At 35.4% G+C, this 21769-nt stretch carries 16 protein-coding genes, 1 pseudogene and 1 CRISPR repeat array (1 of these 18 only partly in view); of the genes and pseudogenes, 6 read left to right on the plus strand and 11 right to left on the minus strand.

Features of this window, described 5'->3' with window-relative positions:
- From H6F32_RS12715 to H6F32_RS12730, 4 genes and pseudogenes are all read right to left on the minus strand, one after another.
- Positions 1 to 216, minus strand: a pseudogene (locus H6F32_RS12715) (hypothetical protein); the annotation flags it as partial.
- A gap of 398 nt (positions 217 to 614) precedes the next feature.
- Positions 615 to 2075 carry an Asp-tRNA(Asn)/Glu-tRNA(Gln) amidotransferase subunit GatA gene (gene gatA / locus H6F32_RS12720; RefSeq protein WP_190369701.1) on the minus strand — a complete coding sequence of 487 codons (1461 nt, stop codon included), beginning with the start codon at positions 2073 to 2075 and terminating at the stop codon, positions 615 to 617.
- Between the two features lie 378 nt (positions 2076 to 2453).
- A complete protein-coding gene (asnS, locus tag H6F32_RS12725; RefSeq protein ID WP_190369702.1) occupies positions 2454 to 3845 on the minus strand; it encodes an asparagine--tRNA ligase in 1392 nt (463 codons plus the stop codon).
- 76 nt (positions 3846 to 3921) lie between these two features.
- On the minus strand, positions 3922 to 4275 hold the full coding sequence (locus H6F32_RS12730) for a hypothetical protein (RefSeq protein WP_190369703.1): 354 nt from the start codon (positions 4273 to 4275) through the stop codon (positions 3922 to 3924).
- A gap of 41 nt (positions 4276 to 4316) precedes the next feature.
- Between H6F32_RS12730 and H6F32_RS12735 the strand changes: the two genes are divergently transcribed.
- Positions 4317 to 4604, plus strand: a complete 288-nt coding sequence (locus H6F32_RS12735; RefSeq protein WP_190369704.1) for a DUF6439 family protein — start codon at positions 4317 to 4319, stop codon at positions 4602 to 4604.
- Between the two features lie 10 nt (positions 4605 to 4614).
- Here H6F32_RS12735 and H6F32_RS12740 read toward each other — a convergent pair whose 3' ends face one another.
- Positions 4615 to 5067: an ATP-binding protein gene (locus H6F32_RS12740; protein ID WP_190369705.1), complete on the minus strand. Its 453-nt coding sequence runs from the start codon at positions 5065 to 5067 to the stop codon at positions 4615 to 4617.
- A gap of 403 nt (positions 5068 to 5470) precedes the next feature.
- Complete coding sequence (gene rlmD, locus H6F32_RS12745; RefSeq protein WP_190369706.1) at positions 5471 to 6868, minus strand: 23S rRNA (uracil(1939)-C(5))-methyltransferase RlmD; 1398 nt, start codon at positions 6866 to 6868, stop codon at positions 5471 to 5473.
- Between the two features lie 286 nt (positions 6869 to 7154).
- Here rlmD and H6F32_RS12750 point away from each other — a divergent pair, with 286 nt between their 5' ends.
- Complete coding sequence (locus tag H6F32_RS12750) at positions 7155 to 7640, plus strand: allophycocyanin subunit alpha-B (protein ID WP_190369707.1); 486 nt, start codon at positions 7155 to 7157, stop codon at positions 7638 to 7640.
- Positions 7641 to 8428: 788 nt separating this feature from the next.
- Here H6F32_RS12750 and H6F32_RS12755 read toward each other — a convergent pair.
- Together H6F32_RS12755 and H6F32_RS12760 are read right to left on the minus strand one after the other, a co-directional pair.
- Entirely contained in the window at positions 8429 to 8791 is a 363-nt protein-coding gene (locus tag H6F32_RS12755) for a hypothetical protein (protein WP_190369708.1), read from the minus strand.
- A gap of 466 nt (positions 8792 to 9257) precedes the next feature.
- Entirely contained in the window at positions 9258 to 9473 is a 216-nt protein-coding gene (locus H6F32_RS12760) for a hypothetical protein (RefSeq protein ID WP_190369709.1), read from the minus strand.
- Positions 9474 to 9823: 350 nt separating this feature from the next.
- Here H6F32_RS12760 and htpG point away from each other — a divergent pair, with 350 nt between their 5' ends.
- Complete coding sequence (gene htpG / locus H6F32_RS12765; protein ID WP_190369710.1) at positions 9824 to 11770, plus strand: molecular chaperone HtpG; 1947 nt, start codon at positions 9824 to 9826, stop codon at positions 11768 to 11770.
- A 168-nt stretch (positions 11771 to 11938) separates the two neighbouring features.
- Here the strand turns inward: htpG and H6F32_RS12770 are convergent, their stop codons facing one another.
- The 3 genes from H6F32_RS12770 to cas3 all read right to left on the minus strand — a co-directional run bounded on the left by H6F32_RS12770 (position 11939) and on the right by cas3 (position 17438).
- Positions 11939 to 12208 (minus strand): YciI family protein, encoded by a 270-nt coding sequence (locus H6F32_RS12770; protein ID WP_190369711.1) that lies wholly within the window; start codon positions 12206 to 12208, stop codon positions 11939 to 11941.
- Positions 12209 to 12387: 179 nt separating this feature from the next.
- On the minus strand, positions 12388 to 14820 hold the full coding sequence (gene pheT, locus H6F32_RS12775; protein WP_190369712.1) for a phenylalanine--tRNA ligase subunit beta: 2433 nt from the start codon (positions 14818 to 14820) through the stop codon (positions 12388 to 12390).
- Positions 14821 to 15389: 569 nt separating this feature from the next.
- Positions 15390 to 17438: a CRISPR-associated helicase Cas3' gene (cas3, locus tag H6F32_RS12780; protein WP_190369713.1), complete on the minus strand. Its 2049-nt coding sequence runs from the start codon at positions 17436 to 17438 to the stop codon at positions 15390 to 15392.
- Between the two features lie 38 nt (positions 17439 to 17476).
- Here cas3 and cas5c point away from each other — a divergent pair, with 38 nt between their 5' ends.
- From cas5c to cas7c, 3 genes are all read left to right on the plus strand, one after another.
- Entirely contained in the window at positions 17477 to 18142 is a 666-nt protein-coding gene (gene cas5c, locus H6F32_RS12785) for a type I-C CRISPR-associated protein Cas5c (RefSeq protein ID WP_190369714.1), read from the plus strand.
- Positions 18127 to 19779, plus strand: coding sequence for a type I-C CRISPR-associated protein Cas8c/Csd1 (locus H6F32_RS12790; RefSeq protein WP_190369715.1), 1653 nt, complete (start codon positions 18127 to 18129; stop codon positions 19777 to 19779). The genes cas5c and H6F32_RS12790 overlap by 16 nt, the downstream gene beginning before the upstream one ends.
- Before the next feature lie 259 nt (positions 19780 to 20038).
- The gene (cas7c, locus tag H6F32_RS12795; RefSeq protein ID WP_190369716.1) at positions 20039 to 20923 is read left to right on the plus strand and encodes a type I-C CRISPR-associated protein Cas7/Csd2; all 885 of its coding nucleotides are present in this window, start codon (positions 20039 to 20041) and stop codon (positions 20921 to 20923) included.
- A gap of 227 nt (positions 20924 to 21150) precedes the next feature.
- Positions 21151 to 21769: direct repeats of the CRISPR family, unit length 37 nt; unit sequence GTGAAAATCGCTGTAATAGGTGATTTTGGATTGAAAC; it runs 2327 nt beyond the window's last position.

The following is a 21769-nucleotide window of genomic DNA, read 5'->3' on the forward strand; positions in this document are numbered from 1 at the left end:
TTAAGAAGTCCGGGATCTGGGATCTGAATTAATTAAATATCTGTAAATATCTGCAATTAGTCTAGCTTTTCTCAAGAAAAATTTTAACACCGTTTCTTCACGGGAAATAATATCAACTGTACCTTCCATTCCTAATTGAATATGACAAAGATTTTTACCCTTACCTAAAGTTAAAGTTTCTGGTTTAATTGTCACTTCATAAAAAGCATTGGGGGCGATCGCCTAATTCCGCTTCAGCAACATTAATAATACCATTAAGTTTATCAGTTTGAGCTTTAATTTGAGTAAGCTAATGTGCAGCACTCACTGTATAATTAAAAAACCTGAAGTTACAGTAGCACAAGCATCTTGCTTGTATTAATTATTTAATAAAGCGGTAAAGGTAAACTCGTTGTAAATAACGCCCAAAACCAGCAATTTTATCTGATTCCTGCTGATAAAAGCGACTTTCATCCGGTAGCAATTTTTTAAACCTTTACCATAAACTATCTAACATAATTTTAAAACCCAAAAAATTAGTGACCTCTTTTTGATTCTATCAAGAAAAGATCACTTTTATTTTCACCCTTACCTCCAACAATGAAAATACCCTGCTTAAAAATGGGAACTTTAATTTAGGCTACTTTAGGTTTTTGTAAATGCCAACTTGTGGATTGTTCATAAGCATGAGCTACTTGAAAAAGTTGCTCTTCTCCTAATACTTTACCAATGATTTGTAAACCAATTGGTAAACCTTTACTATCAAAACCACAGGGTAAACTTATTCCTGGTAAACCTGCAAGATTCACAGGAATAGTCATTAAATCATTAAGGTACATACTCAAAGGATCTGTGGTTTTTTCTCCTGCGGTAAATGCCGTTGTGGGAGCAGTGGGACATACTAAAACATCTACTTTTTCAAAAGCTTTTTCAAAGTCCTGTTTAATTAAAGTTCTGACTTTTTGAGCTTTTAAATAATAAGCATCATAATAGCCGGCGGATAAAGCATAAGTACCAATCATAATCCGACGTTTTACTTCTGCACCAAATCCTTGAGAACGAGTGGTTTTATACATTGATATTAAATTACTTGCATCCTCTGATCTCAATCCATATTTCACGCCATCATAACGAGCTAAATTAGCTGATGCTTCCGAAGGTGCAATAATATAATAGGTAGGCAATCCATAACGGAAACTAGGACAAGAAATAGGATGTATTTCTGCTCCTAATTCTTGCAATTGATTGATCGCTTTTGTCACTGCTTCTTCTACTTCTGCATCTAAACCTTCTCCAAATGTTTCTGTAATTACTCCTATTCTTAATTTTCTCCGGGTTTGAAAATCCGGTTTTAAACTATCTGCATAATTGGGAATTGCTACTTTTAAACTGGTAGAATCTTGGGGATCATGACCAGCGATCGCTTGTAGTAAAATAGCCGTATCTTCTACTGTTCTCCCAAAAGGTCCTATTTGATCCAAGGAAGACGCATAAGCAACTAAACCATAACGAGATACTAAACCATAAGTGGGTTTCATTCCTACCACACCGCAAAAAGACGCGGGTTGACGAATTGAACCTCCCGTATCTGAACCCAGGGACACCACACATTCATCTGCAGCCACTGCTGCCGCTGAACCTCCAGAAGAACCTCCAGGAACGCGGGAAATGTCCCAAGGATTCGCGGTAACTTGGTAAGCAGAGTTTTCTGTGGAACTTCCCATCGCAAACTCATCTAAGTTAGTTTTACCTACCATTACCGCTCCAGCTTGAGCGAGTTTTTGCGTTACTGTGGACTCATAGGGCGGAATAAAGTTCTCTAAAATGCGAGAAGCGCAGGTAGTGGTAATACCTTTAGTACATAAATTATCTTTAATACCGATGGGAATACCTGCTAATAGGCCAATTTCTTCCCCCGCAGCAATTTTTTGATCCACTGCTGCTGCTTGTGCCAATGCTTGTTCTTTAGTAATAGTTAAAAAACTTCGCAATTTAGGCTCTAATACTTCAATACGTTTTAAAGCATCCTGAGCAATTTCTACAGCCGAACTCTCTTTATTAATTAACTGTTCATGTAATTTGCGGATGGATGACATAATTGCTCTCTTTACAATTCAAATCTCTGATTTTAGCATTAAAGGGGAAATGGGTGACAGGGATGAAAAATGAGTAAGCTGATGTGTACACTGTATAAATAACCAAAAAACCTGAAATTACAGTAGCGCAAGCATCTTGCTTGCATTCATTATCCAAATTAAGAGCATAACAGCTTAGTAATTACAGCAGTTTACACTCGTTATCAGGTACAAGATTAACAGGCAGGATGCCTGTTCCACCTGAGTTTTGCCTGGGTAGAAGCAATTTCTACAATTTCTAATCGCCCTTTTCAAACATCCTGTAAAGTTGTTCAGAAACTGCCATTATTGACCATTATTGACCATTATTGACCATTATTGACCATTATTGACCATTATTTAAAATTCAGCATTTTCCGGAGTGCGGGGGAAGGGAATTACATCCCTAATATTGCCCATTCCTGTCATAAATTGTACCAATCTTTCAAAGCCTAAACCGAACCCAGCGTGGGGAACAGTTCCATAACGACGTAAATCTAAATACCACCATAAATCCTCGGTTTTCATGCCTTGATTTAAAACTCGTTTTTCTAAAATATCAAGTCTTTCTTCCCGTTGTGAACCGCCAATAATTTCGCCTATTTTTGGTGCAAGAATATCCATAGCGCGAACAGTTTTTTCATCATCATTCAACCGCATATAAAACGCCTTAATTTTTGCAGGATAATCTGTAACAATTACAGGTTTTTTAAACAATTGTTCAGCTAAATAACGTTCATGTTCTGATTGTAAATCAGCCCCCCAACTAACAGGATAATCAAATTTAACATCAGCTTTTTCTATGAGTTTAATTGCTTCGGTATAAGTCAATCTGGCAAATTCATTATGAATAATATTATTAGCAGTTTCTAAAACTGTATTATCAATTCTTTGCTGGAAAAATTCCATATCTTCTGCACAATTTTCCATGACATATTTAAAAACATATTTGAGAAACTCTTCAGCCAAATTCATATCACCTTCTAAATCACAAAAAGCCATTTCTGGTTCCACCATCCAAAATTCAGCTAAATGACGAGAAGTATTAGAATTTTCAGCGCGAAATGTCGGACCAAAGGTATAAACATTAGTAAAAGCAGTGGCCATAATTTCCGCTTCTAATTGTCCACTGACTGTTAAATAAGCAGGCTTATTAAAAAAGTCCTGACTATAATCAATTTGTTGATCTTTTGTGCGAGGAACATTCTTTAAATCTAGGCTAGTAACAGCAAATAATTCACCAGCACCTTCACAGTCACTAGCAGTAATAATGGGAGTATGTACCCATAAAAATCCTCGTTCTTGAAAGAATTGATGAATAGCAGTAGCGCAAGCATTTCTGACACGAAATACTGCACCAAAGGAGTTAGTTCTAGGGCGTAAATGGGCGATACTTCTCAGAAATTCAAAGGAATGACGTTTCTTTTGTAAAGGATAAATTTCCGGATCAGCATCACCATATAATTTCACAGTATCAGCTTTTAATTCTATTCTTTGTCCTTTACCTTGGGAAGCAACTACAACACCTTTGATTTCTACAGAAGCACCTGTATTAATCTGTTTTAAAATTGTTTCGTAATCGGGTATATCTTGATTAATAACTATTTGTAAGTTACTTAAACATGAACCATCATTAAGTTCTAAAAAAGCAAAACCTTTTAATTCGCGTTTTGTTCTGACCCACCCTTGTACTAATAAGGATTCGTCAGGTTGACCAGTTTTTAATATTTCTACAATACGACGATTTAACATTGTTAACAATTTGTATTTTCTAAAAGTGTATATTTGGGGTGCAGGAGTGGAAGTTCTTTATTCTGACTCCTGACTCCTACCCTACCCAAGACTTTAATAACCATCCCATAATAACGCCTAAGCCCCCAAAACGAACAGCTTGCCAAAATGGTTTTTTTATGCTGTTCCACGATATTAACTGACTTTCTAAGTTAATTTCTATAGCTTCTAACTGCTCTTTGATGCGTGTTATATCAGCTTTTATTTCTGGAGTCTGTTCTCTATTTTGTTGTAAATTTTGTAATTCTTGTTGCCATTGTGCCTTTTGTTCTTTATCTGCTTGCACCTGGCCCAATCTTTGTTTAAGATGTTGTAAATCGGCTTCTAGTTCCTCTAGTTCCTGGGCAATCAGTAGGTTATCTGGTTCTTGGCGCTGTTCTCGATGATTCATTTAGTTGCTAGATTAAGATAGTTATAGAAATTTTAATGATTATGTCTCAACCCGATCAACTCCATGATATTTCTACTTTAGAATTAGCCCAAGTTTTAATGACTAGGTTAGGTATTTCCCCTGATGACTGGCATCGCCTCAAATCTAACCGCAATGCCCGCGCTAGTGAGCTTGTAGCGGCCGCTTTGGTATTTTTGGTCAAAAATGAACCTCAAGAGGCACAAGCTAGGTTAGAGCAAGCTGTAGGCTGGTTAAATAAGTCAATTTCTGCACCTCCTTGTCCCACTCATGCACATCACAAGGAATTAAAAACTCATTCTTTTAACTGAAAGCTGATAGCTATGGCCAAGATAAAGATAATAAAGGCCTAGTTTCCAATTGTTTACATAATCTTAGTTCCGTTCCTTTATTATTCCACTCTACTTCATCAAATATCTGATGAAGTAGAGACATTCCTCTTCCACTTTCTGCTTCTTCAGATGGTAAATACTCGATGGGATCTATATTTCTATCAAAGGAAGGTGTAAAGCCTCTCCCTTGGTCTGATATAATCCACCAATATTGATTATCTATTAAAGAAAAACGCACCATTACTAATTTACCAGGATCAAGTTTATTACCGTGTTTTGCGGCATTTACTAATGCTTCCTGTAGCCCTAGTCTCAGTTCTCCCTGTAATTTGGCGGGAATGTCTGTGAGTAGTAGGTCTAATATTGGACACAAGTATAGAGTTGAGGCAAAACTAATCGTACCCCAATAATGTTTCACTGGACGGAGAGAAATGGTAATCACAAGAGAAACCCCATAGCTTTTAGTTAGTTAGACATCAGTTTGCTTTTGTAGGCACTCTGAATCAAAGTATTAATGCCATTTGTTGTGGTCAAACTTAGGTCTGCAAAACTAAATTTTTTAAGTGGGAAATCATAATTATTTGTTAACGATGAACTATTTTAGAAGTCAAGAAAACAAGGAGTCAGCAGGGGTTTAATATTGCTCCCTACTATCTTTAATTAAATACGAATTTGTGATTTACACAACTTTTATTCACCATTTTTTAAGGATATTTACTGCGGCAACTTGGCAGAAATATACTCTGTTTGTGTGTTCATTCTAATCTAATTCTACCACTCTGACTAGAGGTTTGATTGTAAATTTGTATTTTCTCATTTTAGCTTTTGTTAAGAATTAATGACTTTTATGTATTGCTGGCTGTTGTGCTGATATTTGCTGATAGTTGGAGAAATGCTGCTGCTTCTACGTGGGGGGTTTGGGGGAAAAAGTCCGCTGGTTGTACTCTTGTGAGATGATATACTCCTTCTCCACACAATATTTTTAGGTCACGGGCAAGGGTAGACATCTTACAACTAATATATACTATGCGTTTGGGTTTGATGTTCAGTAAAGTTTTGATAACATTTATTTCACATCCTTTTCTGGGAGGATCAAGTAGGACAATATCTGGTATAATCCCTAAACTCGATATCATTTTTTCTACCGCTCCTGTGCGAAATGTGACGTTGTTAATTCCGTTCTTTTCCGCGTTAATTATGGCTTGTTCCACTGCTGTATGTTGTATTTCTAAACCGATCGCTTGTTTGACTTGTTTGGCTAGAGGTAGGGTTAATGTACCTATACCACAGTAAGCATCTAGGAGAATTTCATCTGGTTGTGGATTAATTTCTTTTTGTATTTCTTGCAGTAGTGCTTCGGCTGTTTCTGTGTAAACTTGAAAAAATGTGTCTGGACGAATTTCAAATTCTAAGTTGGCAAAGTTTTCTTTGATATAGGGTTTACCCGCAATACTACGAGTCTCTTTGCCAAATATGCTGTTGGTGCGATCGCTGTTAAGATTTAAGGAAACTCCCACTAATTGCCCATATTTATCCATCCATTCCTGGGCTTGGGTGATGATTTCTGGTAGTTGCCAATCAGTAACGACTAATGTTAATAATATTTCTCCTGTGCGTCTACCTATACGTAGTCCTAAATGGCGAATTTTCCCTTTGTGGCTTGTTTCATCGTATATTGACCAACCGCGTTTTTGAATGTCTTTTTTAATTTCCGCTAAAAATTGATTTAATTGTTGATCCTGTACAGGACATTGATTAAGATTCACTAGTTTATGACTGCCTTTGTGATAATATCCCGCTTGAACTTGTCCAGTAGAAGATATTCTTAAAGGATAGGTGACTTTATTGCGATATCCCAAAGATGCTAGAGGTATGAGTATGGGATCTACTCGTGGATTGTTAAAACCGCCAATTCTTTCTAATGCTTGAATAACTTGATTATGTTTAGCTGTGAGTTGATATTGATAGTTGATATGTTGCCAATGACAACCTCCACATTTATCAGCAACTATACAACTGGGGCGGATGCGATAGGGTGAAGATGTTAATATTTGCTTAATTTCACCATAAGCATATTTAGGCTTGACGTGGAGCAGTTTGACAAGTAAGCGATCGCCAACTACGGCATCAGGAACAAAAACCACACGCTGATCAAAGCGTCCCACACCATCGCCAGTATCGCTTAAATCAGATATTTGAAGTTCTAGGACTTCACCTTGTCGCCATGTTATTGTATTAGTCATAATTTATAGTAAGTGTGGAGTTGGGAGTTGGGAGTCGGGAGAAAATTTTCCTGAATGCTGATAGCTAAGGTAAATTTTCGTTAAGTTTTTTATCATCAAAAATTACAAAAGGAATAGGGAAAAAGTGAGATGTAAAATAGGGTATAAGTCTTATGGTATCTGAGTTTGACCATGATGAGAAATAGCAAATATTCAAAACTTGAGATATCTAATCTTCTCACACTCTTCACTTGTGTACCTCTAAGTCGCTAAACTAGCAAATATCATTTTCCCTGATTACGTAATCATGACTGTAATTAGCCAAGTTATTCTCCAAGCTGACGACGAACTGCGTTACCCTAGCAGTGGCGAACTCAAAAGCATCAAGGAATTTTTGCAAACAGGCGAACAGCGTACCCGCATCGCTGCAACCCTGTCAGAAAACGAAAAGAAAATTGTCACAGAGGCCACCAAAAAACTTTGGCAAAAACGCCCTGACTTTATTTCTCCCGGTGGTAACGCCTACGGAGAAAAACAACGGTCTTTGTGTATCCGTGATTTTGGCTGGTACTTACGTTTAATCACTTATGGTATTTTAGCCGGTGACAAGGAGCCAATCGAAAAAATTGGTTTGATTGGTGTGCGTGAAATGTACAATTCTTTGGGTGTTCCTGTTCCTGGTATGGTTGAGGCGATTATATCTCTCAAACAAGCATCTTTAGACTTGTTAAATTCTGATGATGCACTCCAAGCAGAGCCTTACTTTGACTATATTATTCAAGCAATGTCTTAAGTTATTTTAACTTAATGATATAAGTTTCAAGGTGCGTCAGATTCTATAAATTCTCCAAATAAGCAGATTTTCGATATCTGACGCACCCTACCACTAAGCTAATGTGCAGCACTCACTGTATAATTAAAAAACCTAAAGTTACAGTAGCACAAGCATCTTGCTTGTATTAATTATTCAAGTTAAAAGCACAACAGCTTAACTCAACAATAACATCTTTTGTTTTGCCTGTAATTATCCCTACCGTTAGTAATGACAAATTTTTACTAACTGTGGGGATAAAAATTTTTCTTAAAACTTATCTATTGTACCTTGCACTTAGCTCCATAAATCAAACAAATAACCATATTACCATATTATTGATATCTAACTATTAACTACCCAAAGCTGACTACTGACTGCTAATAAATAAACTTTTGACCAAAAATGAAAAGCTAACAAACTTTGAGAGTCTGTTAGCGATTAGTGTGTTCCCTATTAATAACTCGGCTAGAGTTCAATATCATTATCTTAACGTTATAGATTCTAAGAAATGATCTAGATCATCATATTAATGTGATTTTGATCACTTCCTTATGCCAACTGAATGAATAATTAATTAAAAACTATCTACGTTAATTATAATAACTCATTTATGACAGAATATGCGATCGCTATTAGCAATTATTATTAATCAATCTTGAAAGAATATCAACAAAGTTCAAAATATAACTACTTATCTATTTATCTAAGAATATCTATCTCTGATATAAATAAAATAATTATTACCTATCCCCTATTACCTGATAATTCTATTCTACTTTCTTTTTCGTAGGACGCTTACGTTCTGATTTCTTCTTAAAACCTACTGCTTGCGCTGAATCACTATCTGAACCAAATTGACCTTTAACCGCTTCTTTCATAGCTAAAACAGCGTTATGAAACTCCCATTCTGCTTGTTTAGCTGCATCCGCTGCGGCTTTGAATAATGCTTGTTTTTTTGTCTCTTCTTGTTGTTTTATTATCATTTCTGTATATGCTTTTTGTAACGCTTCCGGTGTAGCTTCTACGCGACCAGTGGTATAGTTAGGAACAGCTTTGAGTCCGTTGTAGGAGTCTATATCTTGCTGAAGGTTACTAGGAGTAATGCGACGAGTAGTATTTGGTGTTGGCATAGTAACTTTGTTATTAAAAATGATGCGATTATTTTACTATACAATGTTTGTTTATGGCAATACGTTATTTTTTTGATTGCTAAGTGAATGATTTGTTGTGTTTATTTTAGTTGTGATACTTATTTTTATTCCAGTGAAGTATCCCGAGTCATAATTAAACGCAGATTAACGCGGATAAACGCAGATAGTTTGGTATTGTTTGAGATGAGGAAATGTTATATATGATTTTCAACCCTCACATTTTAATATGCAGAGTTTTAGCAGTGGTTTTTAATGCTTTTTGGTAAGTTATAGTTAGTTTTGTAAAAATTTTCCACAAAATCGCAGTATATTGATGTAGCTCAGATATAATTTTATGCAGGATTTTAGTAATTTATCAAGTATTTTGACACTGATAATCCTGTACATCCTTAAATCCTGGATATCCTAATTCAGACAACTTTAAGATTGCATAACAATCATTTCTTTATGTATCGTTATCTAATGCTTCTGTTTGCTGCTGCAAATACTCCCGAATAGATGACAATAACTTAGGATTGTTTTCTATTTGCTTTAGCAATGCTAACATTGTTTCTGTATTTAGATCGGCAAAGTTTGCTTGTTCTGCAAGTGATTCAAGAATATTAAACAATGTATTTTTATTACACTGCAAAAGGCTTATTATATATAATAATTTTACCATAAATGCTGCATTTTGCGTATTAGGATTTTTCTACATCAGCAGTAGCAACCAATTCCGCAAAAATCAGATTTGAGGGAATTTGTTATAAAACCTCTGGTTTGAGACTCCCGTGAGAAATATGGTAGTAATGGCAGTAGCTAAAGTTATGAGATCCATAGAATTATTCCTAAAGATGGTTAAATATCCCCATTATCGTCATAATTATTGAAAACCATCAACACTACCCTGGTAGTGTAATCCGAATCATAATTAAGAGGTATTCCTTACCTGAAAAAATATAAAATCACAGAAGATTGATCTTCATCAACTTCATAAAACTATCAGCAAGTAACTAAAACAAACAGATCACCATGTTAGAACAAGGTACAATCAGTATTCATACTGAGAATATTTTCCCCATTATTAAGAAGTCTCTCTATTCAGATCATCAAATTTTCCTGCGGGAGTTGGTTTCCAACGCTGTAGACGCTATCCAAAAGTTAAATATGGTATCCCGTGCTGGAGAGTATAATGGAGAACTAGGAGAACCGGAAATTACCATTACCATAGACAAGGATAAAAAAACCCTGGCTATATCTGATAATGGTATTGGGATGACGGCTGAGGAAGTGAAGAAATATATCAACCAAGTCGCTTTTTCTAGTGCTGAAGAATTTATTCACAAGTATGAAGGTAAGGCTGATCAACCTATTATCGGTCATTTCGGGTTAGGATTTTACTCTTCCTTCATGGTAGCGAAACAAGTAGAAATTGATACTCTTTCCTACAAAGAAGGTTCGCAAGCAGTACATTGGACTTGTGATGGTTCACCTGCTTTTACTCTTGATGATTCTACCCGTACTACTCGCGGTACTACTATTACTCTCAATTTGATGCCCGATGAGGAAGAATATTTAGAACCAGCTAGAATCAAAAATTTGGTGAAAACCTATTGCGATTTTATGCCTGTTCCTATTAAATTGGATGGGGAGGTTTTGAATAAACAGAAAGCTCCCTGGCGTGAGTCTAGTAGTAGTTTAACTAAAGAAGATTATCTCGAATTTTACCGCTATCTCTATCCTTTCCAAGAAGAACCTTTGTTATGGGTACATTTGAATACTGATTATCCCTTTATCATTAATGGTATTCTCTATTTCCCTAAAATGCGCCCTGATGTGGATGTGACGAAAGGACAGATTAAGTTATTCTGTAATCAGGTGTTTGTCAGTGATAACTGTGAGGAAATTATCCCTCAATTTTTAGTGCCCATGCGGGGAGTAATTGATAGTACAGATATTCCTCTGAATGTGTCTCGTAGCGCTTTACAAGGCGATCGCACTGTGAAGAGAATAGGAGATTACATAGCTAAGAAAGTAGGCGATCGCTTAAAGGAATTATACAGAGAAAACCGCGAACAGTACATTAGTGCTTGGAAAGATTTAGGTACATTTGTTAAATTTGGTGTTCTCAATGATGAGAAGTTTAAAAAACAAGTGGAAGATATCTTAATTTTCCGCAGCACATTTACACCAGAATTAACACCAAAAGTAGAAGTACAAACTGCTGCTGATGATGCTTGGCAAGAAACCACTCCATCTAGTACCATCCCTTATACAACCATCAAAGAATATTTAGAACGTAATAAAGAGCGTCATCAAAACCGCGTTTTCTATAGCACTGATGAAGCTACTCAAGCCACATACATAGAACTACACAAAAGTCAAGGCTTAGAGGTGCTATTTATGGACTCTTTCATAGATACCCACTTCATCAACTTTTTAGAACAAGAATATCGAGATGTTAAGTTTAGTCGTGTTGATTCTGATTTAGATGATACTCTACTAGATGATAAATCTGGGGAAATAGTTGATCCCACAACCAATAAAACCAAGAGCGAAATTATCAAGGAACTGTTTGAAAAAGCACTGAATAAACCCAAAGTTAATATCCGTACAGAATCTTTAAAAGCAGATAATCCTCAAGGAACACCTCCAGCAATGGTATTATTACCAGAGATTCTGCGACGTTTACGCGATATGAATGCGATGATGCAGCAACAAACCAGCGAGTTTCCAGAAGAACATATTTTATTAGTGAATACTGCACATCCTTTGATTCAAAACTTGGTAAGTATTAGTCAAGGTGCGATTATTCAAGGCGACGGAGAATCACCAACTACTAAGTTAGTAAATATGATTTGTCAGCACGTTTATGATTTAGCTTTGATGTCTCAAAAGGGTTTTGATGCTGATGGAATGAAATCTTTTGTAGAACGTTCTAATAGTGTGTTAACCACGTTGACAGAAAAAGTTAGTTAATTTGGCTAATTTGGCTAATTTGGCTAATTTGGCGTTGCTGAATAGGGGTATAATTATGATATTTGTTTCGCGCATTAGCGAAGAGAAGCACTTGCGTTAGACCCAAAGTTTCAAATTTTGAATTTCTCAATTTCATACCTGAGTTCAGCAACGCCTTAATTTAAAAATTTAAAATGCCTGAATCCATTCTTTAATAGTATATTCTGTCCAGATTCCATTTTGCCAATAAGGATCATTTTCTACTAATTCGCGAACGGTTTTTTCATCTTCCGCTTCATAAATTCCAAAGACTTGAGTTACATCTTTAGTCGGTCCTAAAGTAATTAATATACCTGATTCTTTTTGTTTGGCCAATCCTGCTAAATGCGCTTGACGATAGGATTCTCTTTTAGTTAAAACATCTTCACAATAACTACCCCACATTATATATTTTGCCATGTTTTTGTTACTCCTTGTATTTCTTGTAAGCTGTTGTGCTTTTAATTTGGATAATAGATGCAAGCAAGATGCTTGCACTACAGTAATTTTAAGTTTTTTAGTTATACAGTGAGTGCTGCACATCAACTTAGCTTGTAGGTTGGGTTGAATCAACCCAACCACATCAACCCAACTAACAATTAACTTCTTAAAGTTACACCAAATTTTTCCACTAATGATGATCTTACCTTATCATGCACTGGTTGAACTTCTGCATCTGTAAGAGTGCGATCGCTAGAACGATAAACTAACCTAAAAGCTAAACTTCTTTGTCCTGCTGGAACATTTTCCCCACAATACTCATCAAACAATTCTACCTGATCTAATAATCCTTTACCAGCTTTATTAATCACCTTTTCAATTTCCGAAACCGTGACTTTAACAGGGGCAAAAAATGCCAAATCTCGATCGCTTGCTGGATAAGTAGAATAACTATTAAACTTTGGAGTTAACAAATCATCATTATCCAGCACATTTAACAACACATCTAAATCTAACTGAAACAGATAAACTGGATCAGGTAAATCTTTTTCCCGTTGTAATTGAGGATGTATTTGTCCAAAAGTACCTAACCTATTTCCTCCTACCCATAAAGAAGCAGTTCTTCCTGGATGTAACCGAAAATCTCGATTTTCTGGCTGAAATTCCACAGTAACTTTTAACTGTTGAAACACATTTTCTAAAATTCCCTTAGCTTCAAACCAAGTAATAGGTTTATCCTTACCTCCCCGTGACCATTTACCAGAAGTTATATCACCACCAATAATCCCAGCTAAAGCTTCTGCTTCCTGTAAACCATCTTCTTCTCGCCAGAAAATCCGCCCAATTTCAAAACCATTTAAAGACCCATTTCCCTGTTCTAAATTGTATTTAAAAGCCGTAATTAAGCCAGAAATTAAATCAGTTCTCAAAGCTGAATATTCTGTAAATAAAGGATTTGACAGCACAACTTGATTATTTTCTCCAGGCTTAACTAAAGAATATTGCATCAATTCAGTTAAACCTTCAGCACGTAAATAGGAGCGTAATTTACGAATTATTTCTTGTTCAAAAGGTAAATACCCAGCCTCAGATTTTTCCGGTAAAGTATCACAGAAATTATCATAACCATAGAGGCGGGCAATTTCTTCAATTAAATCTATTTCCCGTTCTAGATCTCGATAGCGATAGGGAGGTACTTTTACCATCCAACTATCTTCTTGGTTTCTAGTTAATTCACAACCTAAAGCTGTTAATATTTCCTCCACATCTTTAACAGTTAATTCTCCTGTTTCTTCTCCCAAATCTACAGGTCCTAATATTTCATTAACCCTTTTTAACCGCAAATTAATAGTATTAGATAAATTGGCAATATTGGGACGATAATCTGTTATTTCCTGTTGAACAATAACGCCATTAGCTAATTCTGTAATTAGGGATAAAGCGCGGTTACAAGCAATTTCTAATTCAGCATGATTTACGCCTCTTTCATATCTACCGGAGGCTTCACTTCTTAAACCCACTGCACGCCCAGAACGACGAATAGCTACAGAATCAAATAATGCAGCTTCTAATACCAAATTAGTGGTATTACTATCAACTTCTGTAGATTTTCCTCCCATAACTCCTGCTAATGCTACAGGAATATTATTAGCAGTAATTAGTAAATTTTGGGTGGATAAATTGCGATTTTGTCCATCTAAAGTTTCTAAGGTTTCCCCGTTATTAGCAAATCTGACACCAACAGTAACATTTTCATTACCGCCTACAGTTTGTAACTTTTGTAAATCAAAAGCGTGTAAAGGTTGTCCTCTTTCTAATAACACATAATTGGTAATATCTACCACATTATTAATTGGTCGCACTCCCGCCGCCAATAAACATTGTTGTAACCATTCGGGAGAAGGAGCAATTTTTACCTGTTCTATCACAGTGCCAATATAAGCAGGACAGGCTTTATTTTCTTGAATTTGTAAGCCTAATTTTTTGCTGTTTTGAGATACTTGAATGTGATTATTTTCAGGAAGAGATAATTTTGCACCAGTTAAAGCCGCAACTTCTCTAGCAATACCTACCATTGATAAAGCATCAGCACGGTTTGCCGTAGCCGTTACATCTAAAATTACATCTTCTAAACCTAATAATGGTCTGACATCGCTACCCAATTTAACATTTTCTGGGAAAATATGAATCCCATCATTTTCTGTGGGTAGGCCTAACTCTTTTAATGAACAAATCATCCCATGAGAAGGGACACCGCGCAATTTTGCAGGTTTAATTTTTAAGTCAATATTAGGAAGATATGTACCTACCGTAGCAACAGGAACAAAAATATCAGCGCGGACATTGGACGCACCACAAACAATATTTAACGTTTCATCCGCGCCTATATCAACTGTACACACACTTAATTTATCAGCATTGGGATGGGGTTGACGTTCCAGCACTTTTCCTATGACTACACCATCAGCCCAAGTACGACGATCTTCTATATCTTCTACTTCAAACCCTGCCATTGTCAAGGTTTCGGCCAGTTCTTCTGGGGTTAATTTGATTTCTACTAGTTCTTTTAACCAGGTTAAGGAAATACGCATGGAATAATTTTGTCTTTGATGTTCGCTTTAATTTTATTATGTTATAGCAGGAATAGGGAATAGCAAGGAAAATTTTTTCAAATATTTTCAAATAATTGATACTTGATCATCTTTCCAAACTAAAAATTCTGATTTAACCAATTATATAATAAATATAAATAGTAGTAAATATTAGCGATCGCTAACATTATCTTACCATTATCTTACTATTATCTTACCATTATTTTAGCAAAAACTAATATTTAAACTAATAAGCTGTTGTGTTTTTAATTTGGGTAATAGATGCAAGCAAGATGCTTGTGTTACTGTAATTTCAGGTTTTTTGGTTATATAGTCAGTCCTACACATCACCTTAATTTCTCAATTAATCAGGACTTACCCAAGGGTAATAAATACAAGCAAGATGCTTGTGTTACTGTAATTTCAGGTTTTTTGGTTATATAGTCAGTCCTACACATCAGCTTAATTTCTCAATTAATCAGGACTTACCCAAGGGTAATAAATACAAGCAAGATGCTTGTGTTACTGTAATTTCAGGTTTTTTGGTTATATAGTCTGACAGAATATAGCTATGATATTATTCCTGTTTCATCATAAACACCTATCCAAACATTGACTTTTCCCACTTGGGTATAATTAGTCAATTTCTCAGGAATATTAACAGTAAATTTTTGTAATTTCCGCCAATCTGACTCTGTTAAATATTCTTGATTCTGCATTTCTGCAATTAATTTTTCACTATCTCCCCATTTGACAACCACAGATATTTGATGTTCATCATCAATCACTTTTACAGATTTAGCGACTTCAGGAAAATCATATCTTTCTCTTAATTTTTGCACATCTATACCTCCATCATGATTTTGATTAAATAAATCACTAAAATATATCTCTGTCAGAGATAAAATATCACAGTTTAAATCATATTTTTCTAGGATTTTTTTGGTAATACTTATTCCGTATTGATATCCTGGTGGGTTGGAAGATGACATATTAAAAATTATTACATTACCTTGATTTTGCCTTCCTTCTCTGTTACATCTTCCTGCGGCTTGAATGATAGAATCTAAAGGTGCAAGTTGCCGATATACTATAGGAAAATCCACATCAACACCAGCTTCTATTACTTGGGTACTAATTAAAAAACAGGGTTTTTGATCTTTTAGTAATTGTCGCACCTTTGTGAGAATTTGGGAACGATGATCAGGACACATTCTGGAACTAAGATGAAAGCATTTTTCAGGAAATTGTGCAGATAATATTTCATATCCTTCTCTAGCTAATTTAGTGGTATTGACAATAATTAAACCTTGATTTAACCCAGTATTTTCAATGTTATAAACTACATCTTTCCATTCCCAATTATTAGCAATATATTCATATTTAACACGGTTAAGTTGTTGAAATAATCTAGTACTTTCATCTTCGGGAATAATATCTACAACATTAATTAAATCATCATCATCAAGATTATGAAATGCTGGTTGAGTAGCACTCATTAAAACTATTGTACATCCCCAATCTATCACTAAGGTATTTAATACATTTAAGATGGGACGGACTAAATTACCAGGGATAGATTGAGATTCATCTAATAAAATAACCTTGTTAATTAAACCTTGTAATTTACGGCATTTTGTAGGATGATTAGCAAATAAACTTTCATAAAATTGCACTCCACTGGTGACAATTACGGGTTTATCCCATCTTTCTGTGTTTAATTTATAATCTTTGCTTTCTTCTAACTTAGGTTCATATCCTGAATGATGTTCTAATACTGCATTTTCCCCAAATAATTGCCGATAAACATCTGCTGTTTGTTCAATAATACTTTTTAGTGGTCCAACATAAACTATACCCGACATTTGATTTTTTTCACTGTGTAAATAGGCAAACTTAGCACTAGCAATAGTTTTACCAATTCCACAAGGTCCTGTTAATCTAAAAATTCCTTTGGGTAATTCGCTTTTATTGATACAATATTGAGCAAATACATTCCTTGCTTCACTAATTACATTTGGTGATGCTGAAAAGAACGAATGAAGATTGAAACTCATTTTGTTATCTGCTGATGCAGAAAGATCCGTATTATTTTTGGGGCTTTCGCATTCATATTCAAAGTTTCGCGCGTCTAATCTGTCATTATCAACTAATACAGAAAATAACATTCTAATAGCAAATTCTCGCCGCAATTTAGGTAAATTAATATCTGGTATTTCTTGAGGTATAAAATCTGCTATTTCCCGTTTAGCTATTTCTAAACATTCCTCTAAATTTATTGCTAATTGTTGATACTCATTACCTCTTAATCTCAATCTTTCTGATAAACCAGAATGATGGCCAGCAATAATATAAGCCATTGCTGGTGGTTCTTTTTTTGCCATTTGTAACGCTAAAACAGCACCATGGGGAGAATGTACAACCCGTTTACCTTTGTTTTTTAAGTATTTTTGCCATGTTTGCTGATATTTACCCAAATCATGCCATAAACCAGCATACCTAGCTACTGCTTCAAATTCCTGGGGCACAGCGCTTGCAGACATTTTGGCCACATTCTGTAAATGTGCTGATAGTAGTTGTTCTTTACAATCTGTAGTAGTTCTTGCAAGATAATTCATTGATGTGTACAATATATAAAAAATTTTTAGCCAAGTCTATGCAACTAAAGATATGGGGTGAATGGGCATTATTCACAAGGCCGGAGTTTAAAGCTGAACCACATAGTTATCGGGTAATGACTTTTACTGCGGCTGTAGGTGTATTAGAGTCTATTTTCTGGAAACCAGAGATTAAATACAAGATTAATCACATCACGGTACTAAAACCAATTAATACATTTACCATCCAGCGTAACATGATACAGTCCAAACAAAGCTATAAAAATCCTAAAGATTGGATGAAGAATGATGGTATAGGGGGTTACACTGCTGTAAGCGATCGCGCCCAAAGAAATCATGTAATATTACGTGATGTAGCGTACATCATTGATTTTAACTTTGACTTACAAACGGAGGAAGATTTATCTAATAAATATTCAGCCCAAATTAAGCACAGAATTGAAAAAGGGCAATGTTTTAGACAGCCTTATTTTGGATGTCGGGAATATATAGCCTATTTTAGTTTTCCTACAGAAGAAGATCAACCTGCACCAGAATTAAAAGGAGAAATTGATTTAGGTTTAATGCCTAAACAAATGCACTTTATTCCTGATAAAAAAGGGGCGGTTTCTTGGCGTACTGCTGAAGGTTTTGTTAAGGGAAATGTAGTTACAGAATTTGCTCACTTTATCATGAGAGATGGGCGGTTATGTTGCAAGAATTAAATCAATTAAGCATAGCTTTAGAACAGAAAGATCGACTGACAACCATAGGATTTGGTGAATGTCTGTGTCATTGGCAAATTAATTTACCTTTAAGTAGTTTTCAAGTTTTAGAAACACCTGCAACCAAAGGTAAACCGAAATTTGGCAGAAAAATGTTAGTACCAGATCTGCGGCGCAATGGCGATGAACCATTATTAATTGATGATGGAGGAGAATATGTTTTTGGTGCTGGTGATAGAGGTGCAAAACGTCATCAATTGTATTTACAGGTGCTAGAAAAATGTTTACAAGAAACTAACCACGAAGCAGTAAAAGCAGTTTATGATTTTGTCACAAATACAACTGTAGAACAAATCACCAAAGAGTTAACAGAAATTTATCCACCAGCAGCTAATACAGATTGGTATCGGGATAGATTTGTGTTTCTATTTAAAGGTAAACAAATCACCAAAATTCCCATAGTTCAAAAATGGTGGGTTAACTATTATGCCAGTAAACAGGATACCGTTAATGGTGTTTGTTTATTAACAGGTGAACAGACTTCAACAATGGGGCGAAAAATGCCCATGATGGTTAAAGGTGTTCCTGGTGCTGCTACTTCTGGCGCAGCTATTAGTAGTTTTGATAAAGCCGCTTATCAGTCTCACGGATGGGAGGGAAATATTAACGCTCCCATAGGTTTTGAAAGTGCTGTGAGATTTCATAAAGCATTAGATTTTTTACTTAATAGTGACACCAACCGTTATAAATTAGGAGATCAGGTTTTTGTTTATTGGGGTGAAGAAGATGGTTTAGGTATTAATCCTCAAATCTGGGAAGATATTCGCTTTAAATCTATTTTTACTAGTCTCCATCATCCTAAAAATTTTAATCCAGAGGATATGCAATCTCGCTTTTATCTTGCTATTCTCAAAGGTAATAAAGGCAGAATTTCCCTTAGTGGTTGGAGTGAAGTTACTACCCAAAAAATCAAAGATTCTATTCAGGAGTTTATTGAATGTCAGCAACTTAATAATTTATCACCTAGTCCTATGTGGATGTTGTGTAATAGTGCTTTTTTGAATCCCAGTAAGGAACACACTGACAGAATAGCAACTGCTTTAGTTAAGGCTGGTTTTTTAGGTGAAGCATTACCGGATGAATATGCCCACAGAATCATTGATAGGATATGCAGTGAAAAGGAGTTTAATGATTTTCCTTCAAAATGTAAACAATTTAGATATTTTCCCAGACTTCAAGGTTTATTACTTTATTTAGCCACCAATAATATGAAATATCCCACAGGTGATCCAAAATTTGATACTGCTTACACTTTAGGCAGAATTGCATTTTTAATGCACCAAGCACAAGTTAAAGCTCAAAATATGACCAGTGAAGATAACACTAATGTCATGCGTAGTTTAAAAACTTTATCTTCCACACCTACTCAAGTGTTTGCTAGGCTTTGTCATGGTTGTACCCATTATTATTTAGAAAGTGATAATAGTAAATACATTAAAAAGTTACTAGCTGAAGAATTTGAAAGTTTTGATATTTCCATACTCCCAGAGGTGCTAGATTTAAAATCTCAAGCTTTGTTTTTTCAAGGTTGGTGGCAAAAAAGAGGTGAATATTTTACTAAAAAAACAGATGAATAAGCTAATGTGCAGCACTCACTGTCTAATTAAAAAACCTGAAGTTACAGTAGCACAAGCATCTTGCTTGTATTAATTATTCAAGTTAAAGGCACAACAGCTTATTCATTTGAAGATTATTGTTCACATGAGGATTCTTGGCACGTGAACATTAATCAAACATATATGTAGCATATATGTAGCATATATGTAGAAACGTTTCATAGAACATCTCTAAATTTCAACTAATCAAAATCTGAAAAATATCAAGGAATTAAAAATCATGACTGTACATTTAGACCCTACTAAAAAACACGATGCTATCTTATTATTTGATTGTTTAGACGGTAATCCTAATGGTGATCCCGATGCAGGAAATCAACCGAGAATTGACCCCCAAACAAATCAAGGTTTAGTCACAGATGCTTGTTTAAAACGCAAGGTAAGAAACTATGTAGACATGGTTGGTAAGAATGAACAAACACCAGAAAAATATAAAATATTTGTGGAAGAAGGAAGTGTTTTAAATGAAAAAATCAGTCGCGCTTATACTGATGTAGGTTTACCACAAAAAGAAGGAACACCAGAACAACAATTAAAGGTTGCTAACTGGATGCAGCAGAATTATTATGATTTAAGAATGTTTGGTGCGGTACTTTCTACTGGTTTAAAAGCTGGCCAGGTTTGGGGACCTGTACAAGTTAGTTTTTCTCGCAGTATTGATCCGGTTTTTCCCCAATCTGTCAGTATTACTCGTTGTGCTGCAACTCAGGAAGCAACTAAAAAAGATGGTGGTACAAAGGATAATAAAACTATGGGCAGAAAAGAGGTTTTACCCTATGGTTTATATAAGTCCTATGTGTTTTATAATCCCCATTTGGCGCAAAAAACAGGTTGCGTTTATGTTACTGAACGTGATTTAGAGTTATTTTGGCAAGCATTAATTAAGGCTTGGGAGTTCGATCGCTCTTCTGCACGAGGTTTTATGGCTTGTAGAGGTTTGTACATTTTTACTCATGCCAATAAATACGGTAGCGCACCTGTACATCAATTATTTGATCACCTGCAAATTATGTCTACTGTTGATGTACCCCGCAGTTTTGCTGATTATCAAGTTAATTTAGATGCGGTGTTACCTGATGGTGTCACTTTGACAAAATTAGCCTAAATTGCGCGGATGGGTGGGTGTAAAAATCCAGATTTTGGGAAAATCCTGGAAACTCTGATTATCACTGAATTTCCAGCGATCGCTGCTTACAACCACCCGCGCACCTTACAGTGTAAAGGTTTCGGTGTTTTTTCCCTTTGTGCTTTTGTTTGAAATGGAGTATTATTTTGGCATCCGCGCAAATCGTTCTGGAAATTTCCTATTTTCAATGCTTTGCGAGGCCAGCAGTGAAAATCGCTGTAATAGGTGATTTTGGATTGAAACAATTCGAGAAAGTTTTTTGGTAGCCATAAACAGGGTGAAAATCGCTGTAATAGGTGATTTTGGATTGAAACTTTTGGGGTTAACAAACAAGAGTCAAATCATTTCGTGAAAATCGCTGTAATAGGTGATTTTGGATTGAAACGGCCAAATGTCCGATGCTGAAATTGAGGATTGTGGTGAAAATCGCTGTAATAGGTGATTTTGGATTGAAACGTTTTCAAACCTCCTATAATTGCTTTCAACAATGCCCAGTGAAAATCGCTGTAATAGGTGATTTTGGATTGAAACCATAAGATTTAGAAATAGCTGACAACTTTGACTGAAGTGAAAATCGCTGTAATAGGTGATTTTGGATTGAAACAAATCATTTTAAATTCCCCGGTAACACGCCAAAAAATAACGTGAAAATCGCTGTAATAGGTGATTTTGGATTGAAACCAAGAATTACCATCGGAAACCCAAGAACAGATTTAGTGAAAATCGCTGTAATAGGTGATTTTGGATTGAAACCTAGCCAAAGAAAATCTATTTCCATAAGTATAATTGTGAAAATCGCTGTAATAGGTGATTTTGGATTGAAAC

It is taken from the genome of Anabaena sp. FACHB-1237, assembly GCF_014696225.1.
In the GTDB taxonomy this organism is placed as follows: Bacteria; Cyanobacteriota; Cyanobacteriia; order Cyanobacteriales; family Nostocaceae; genus FACHB-1237.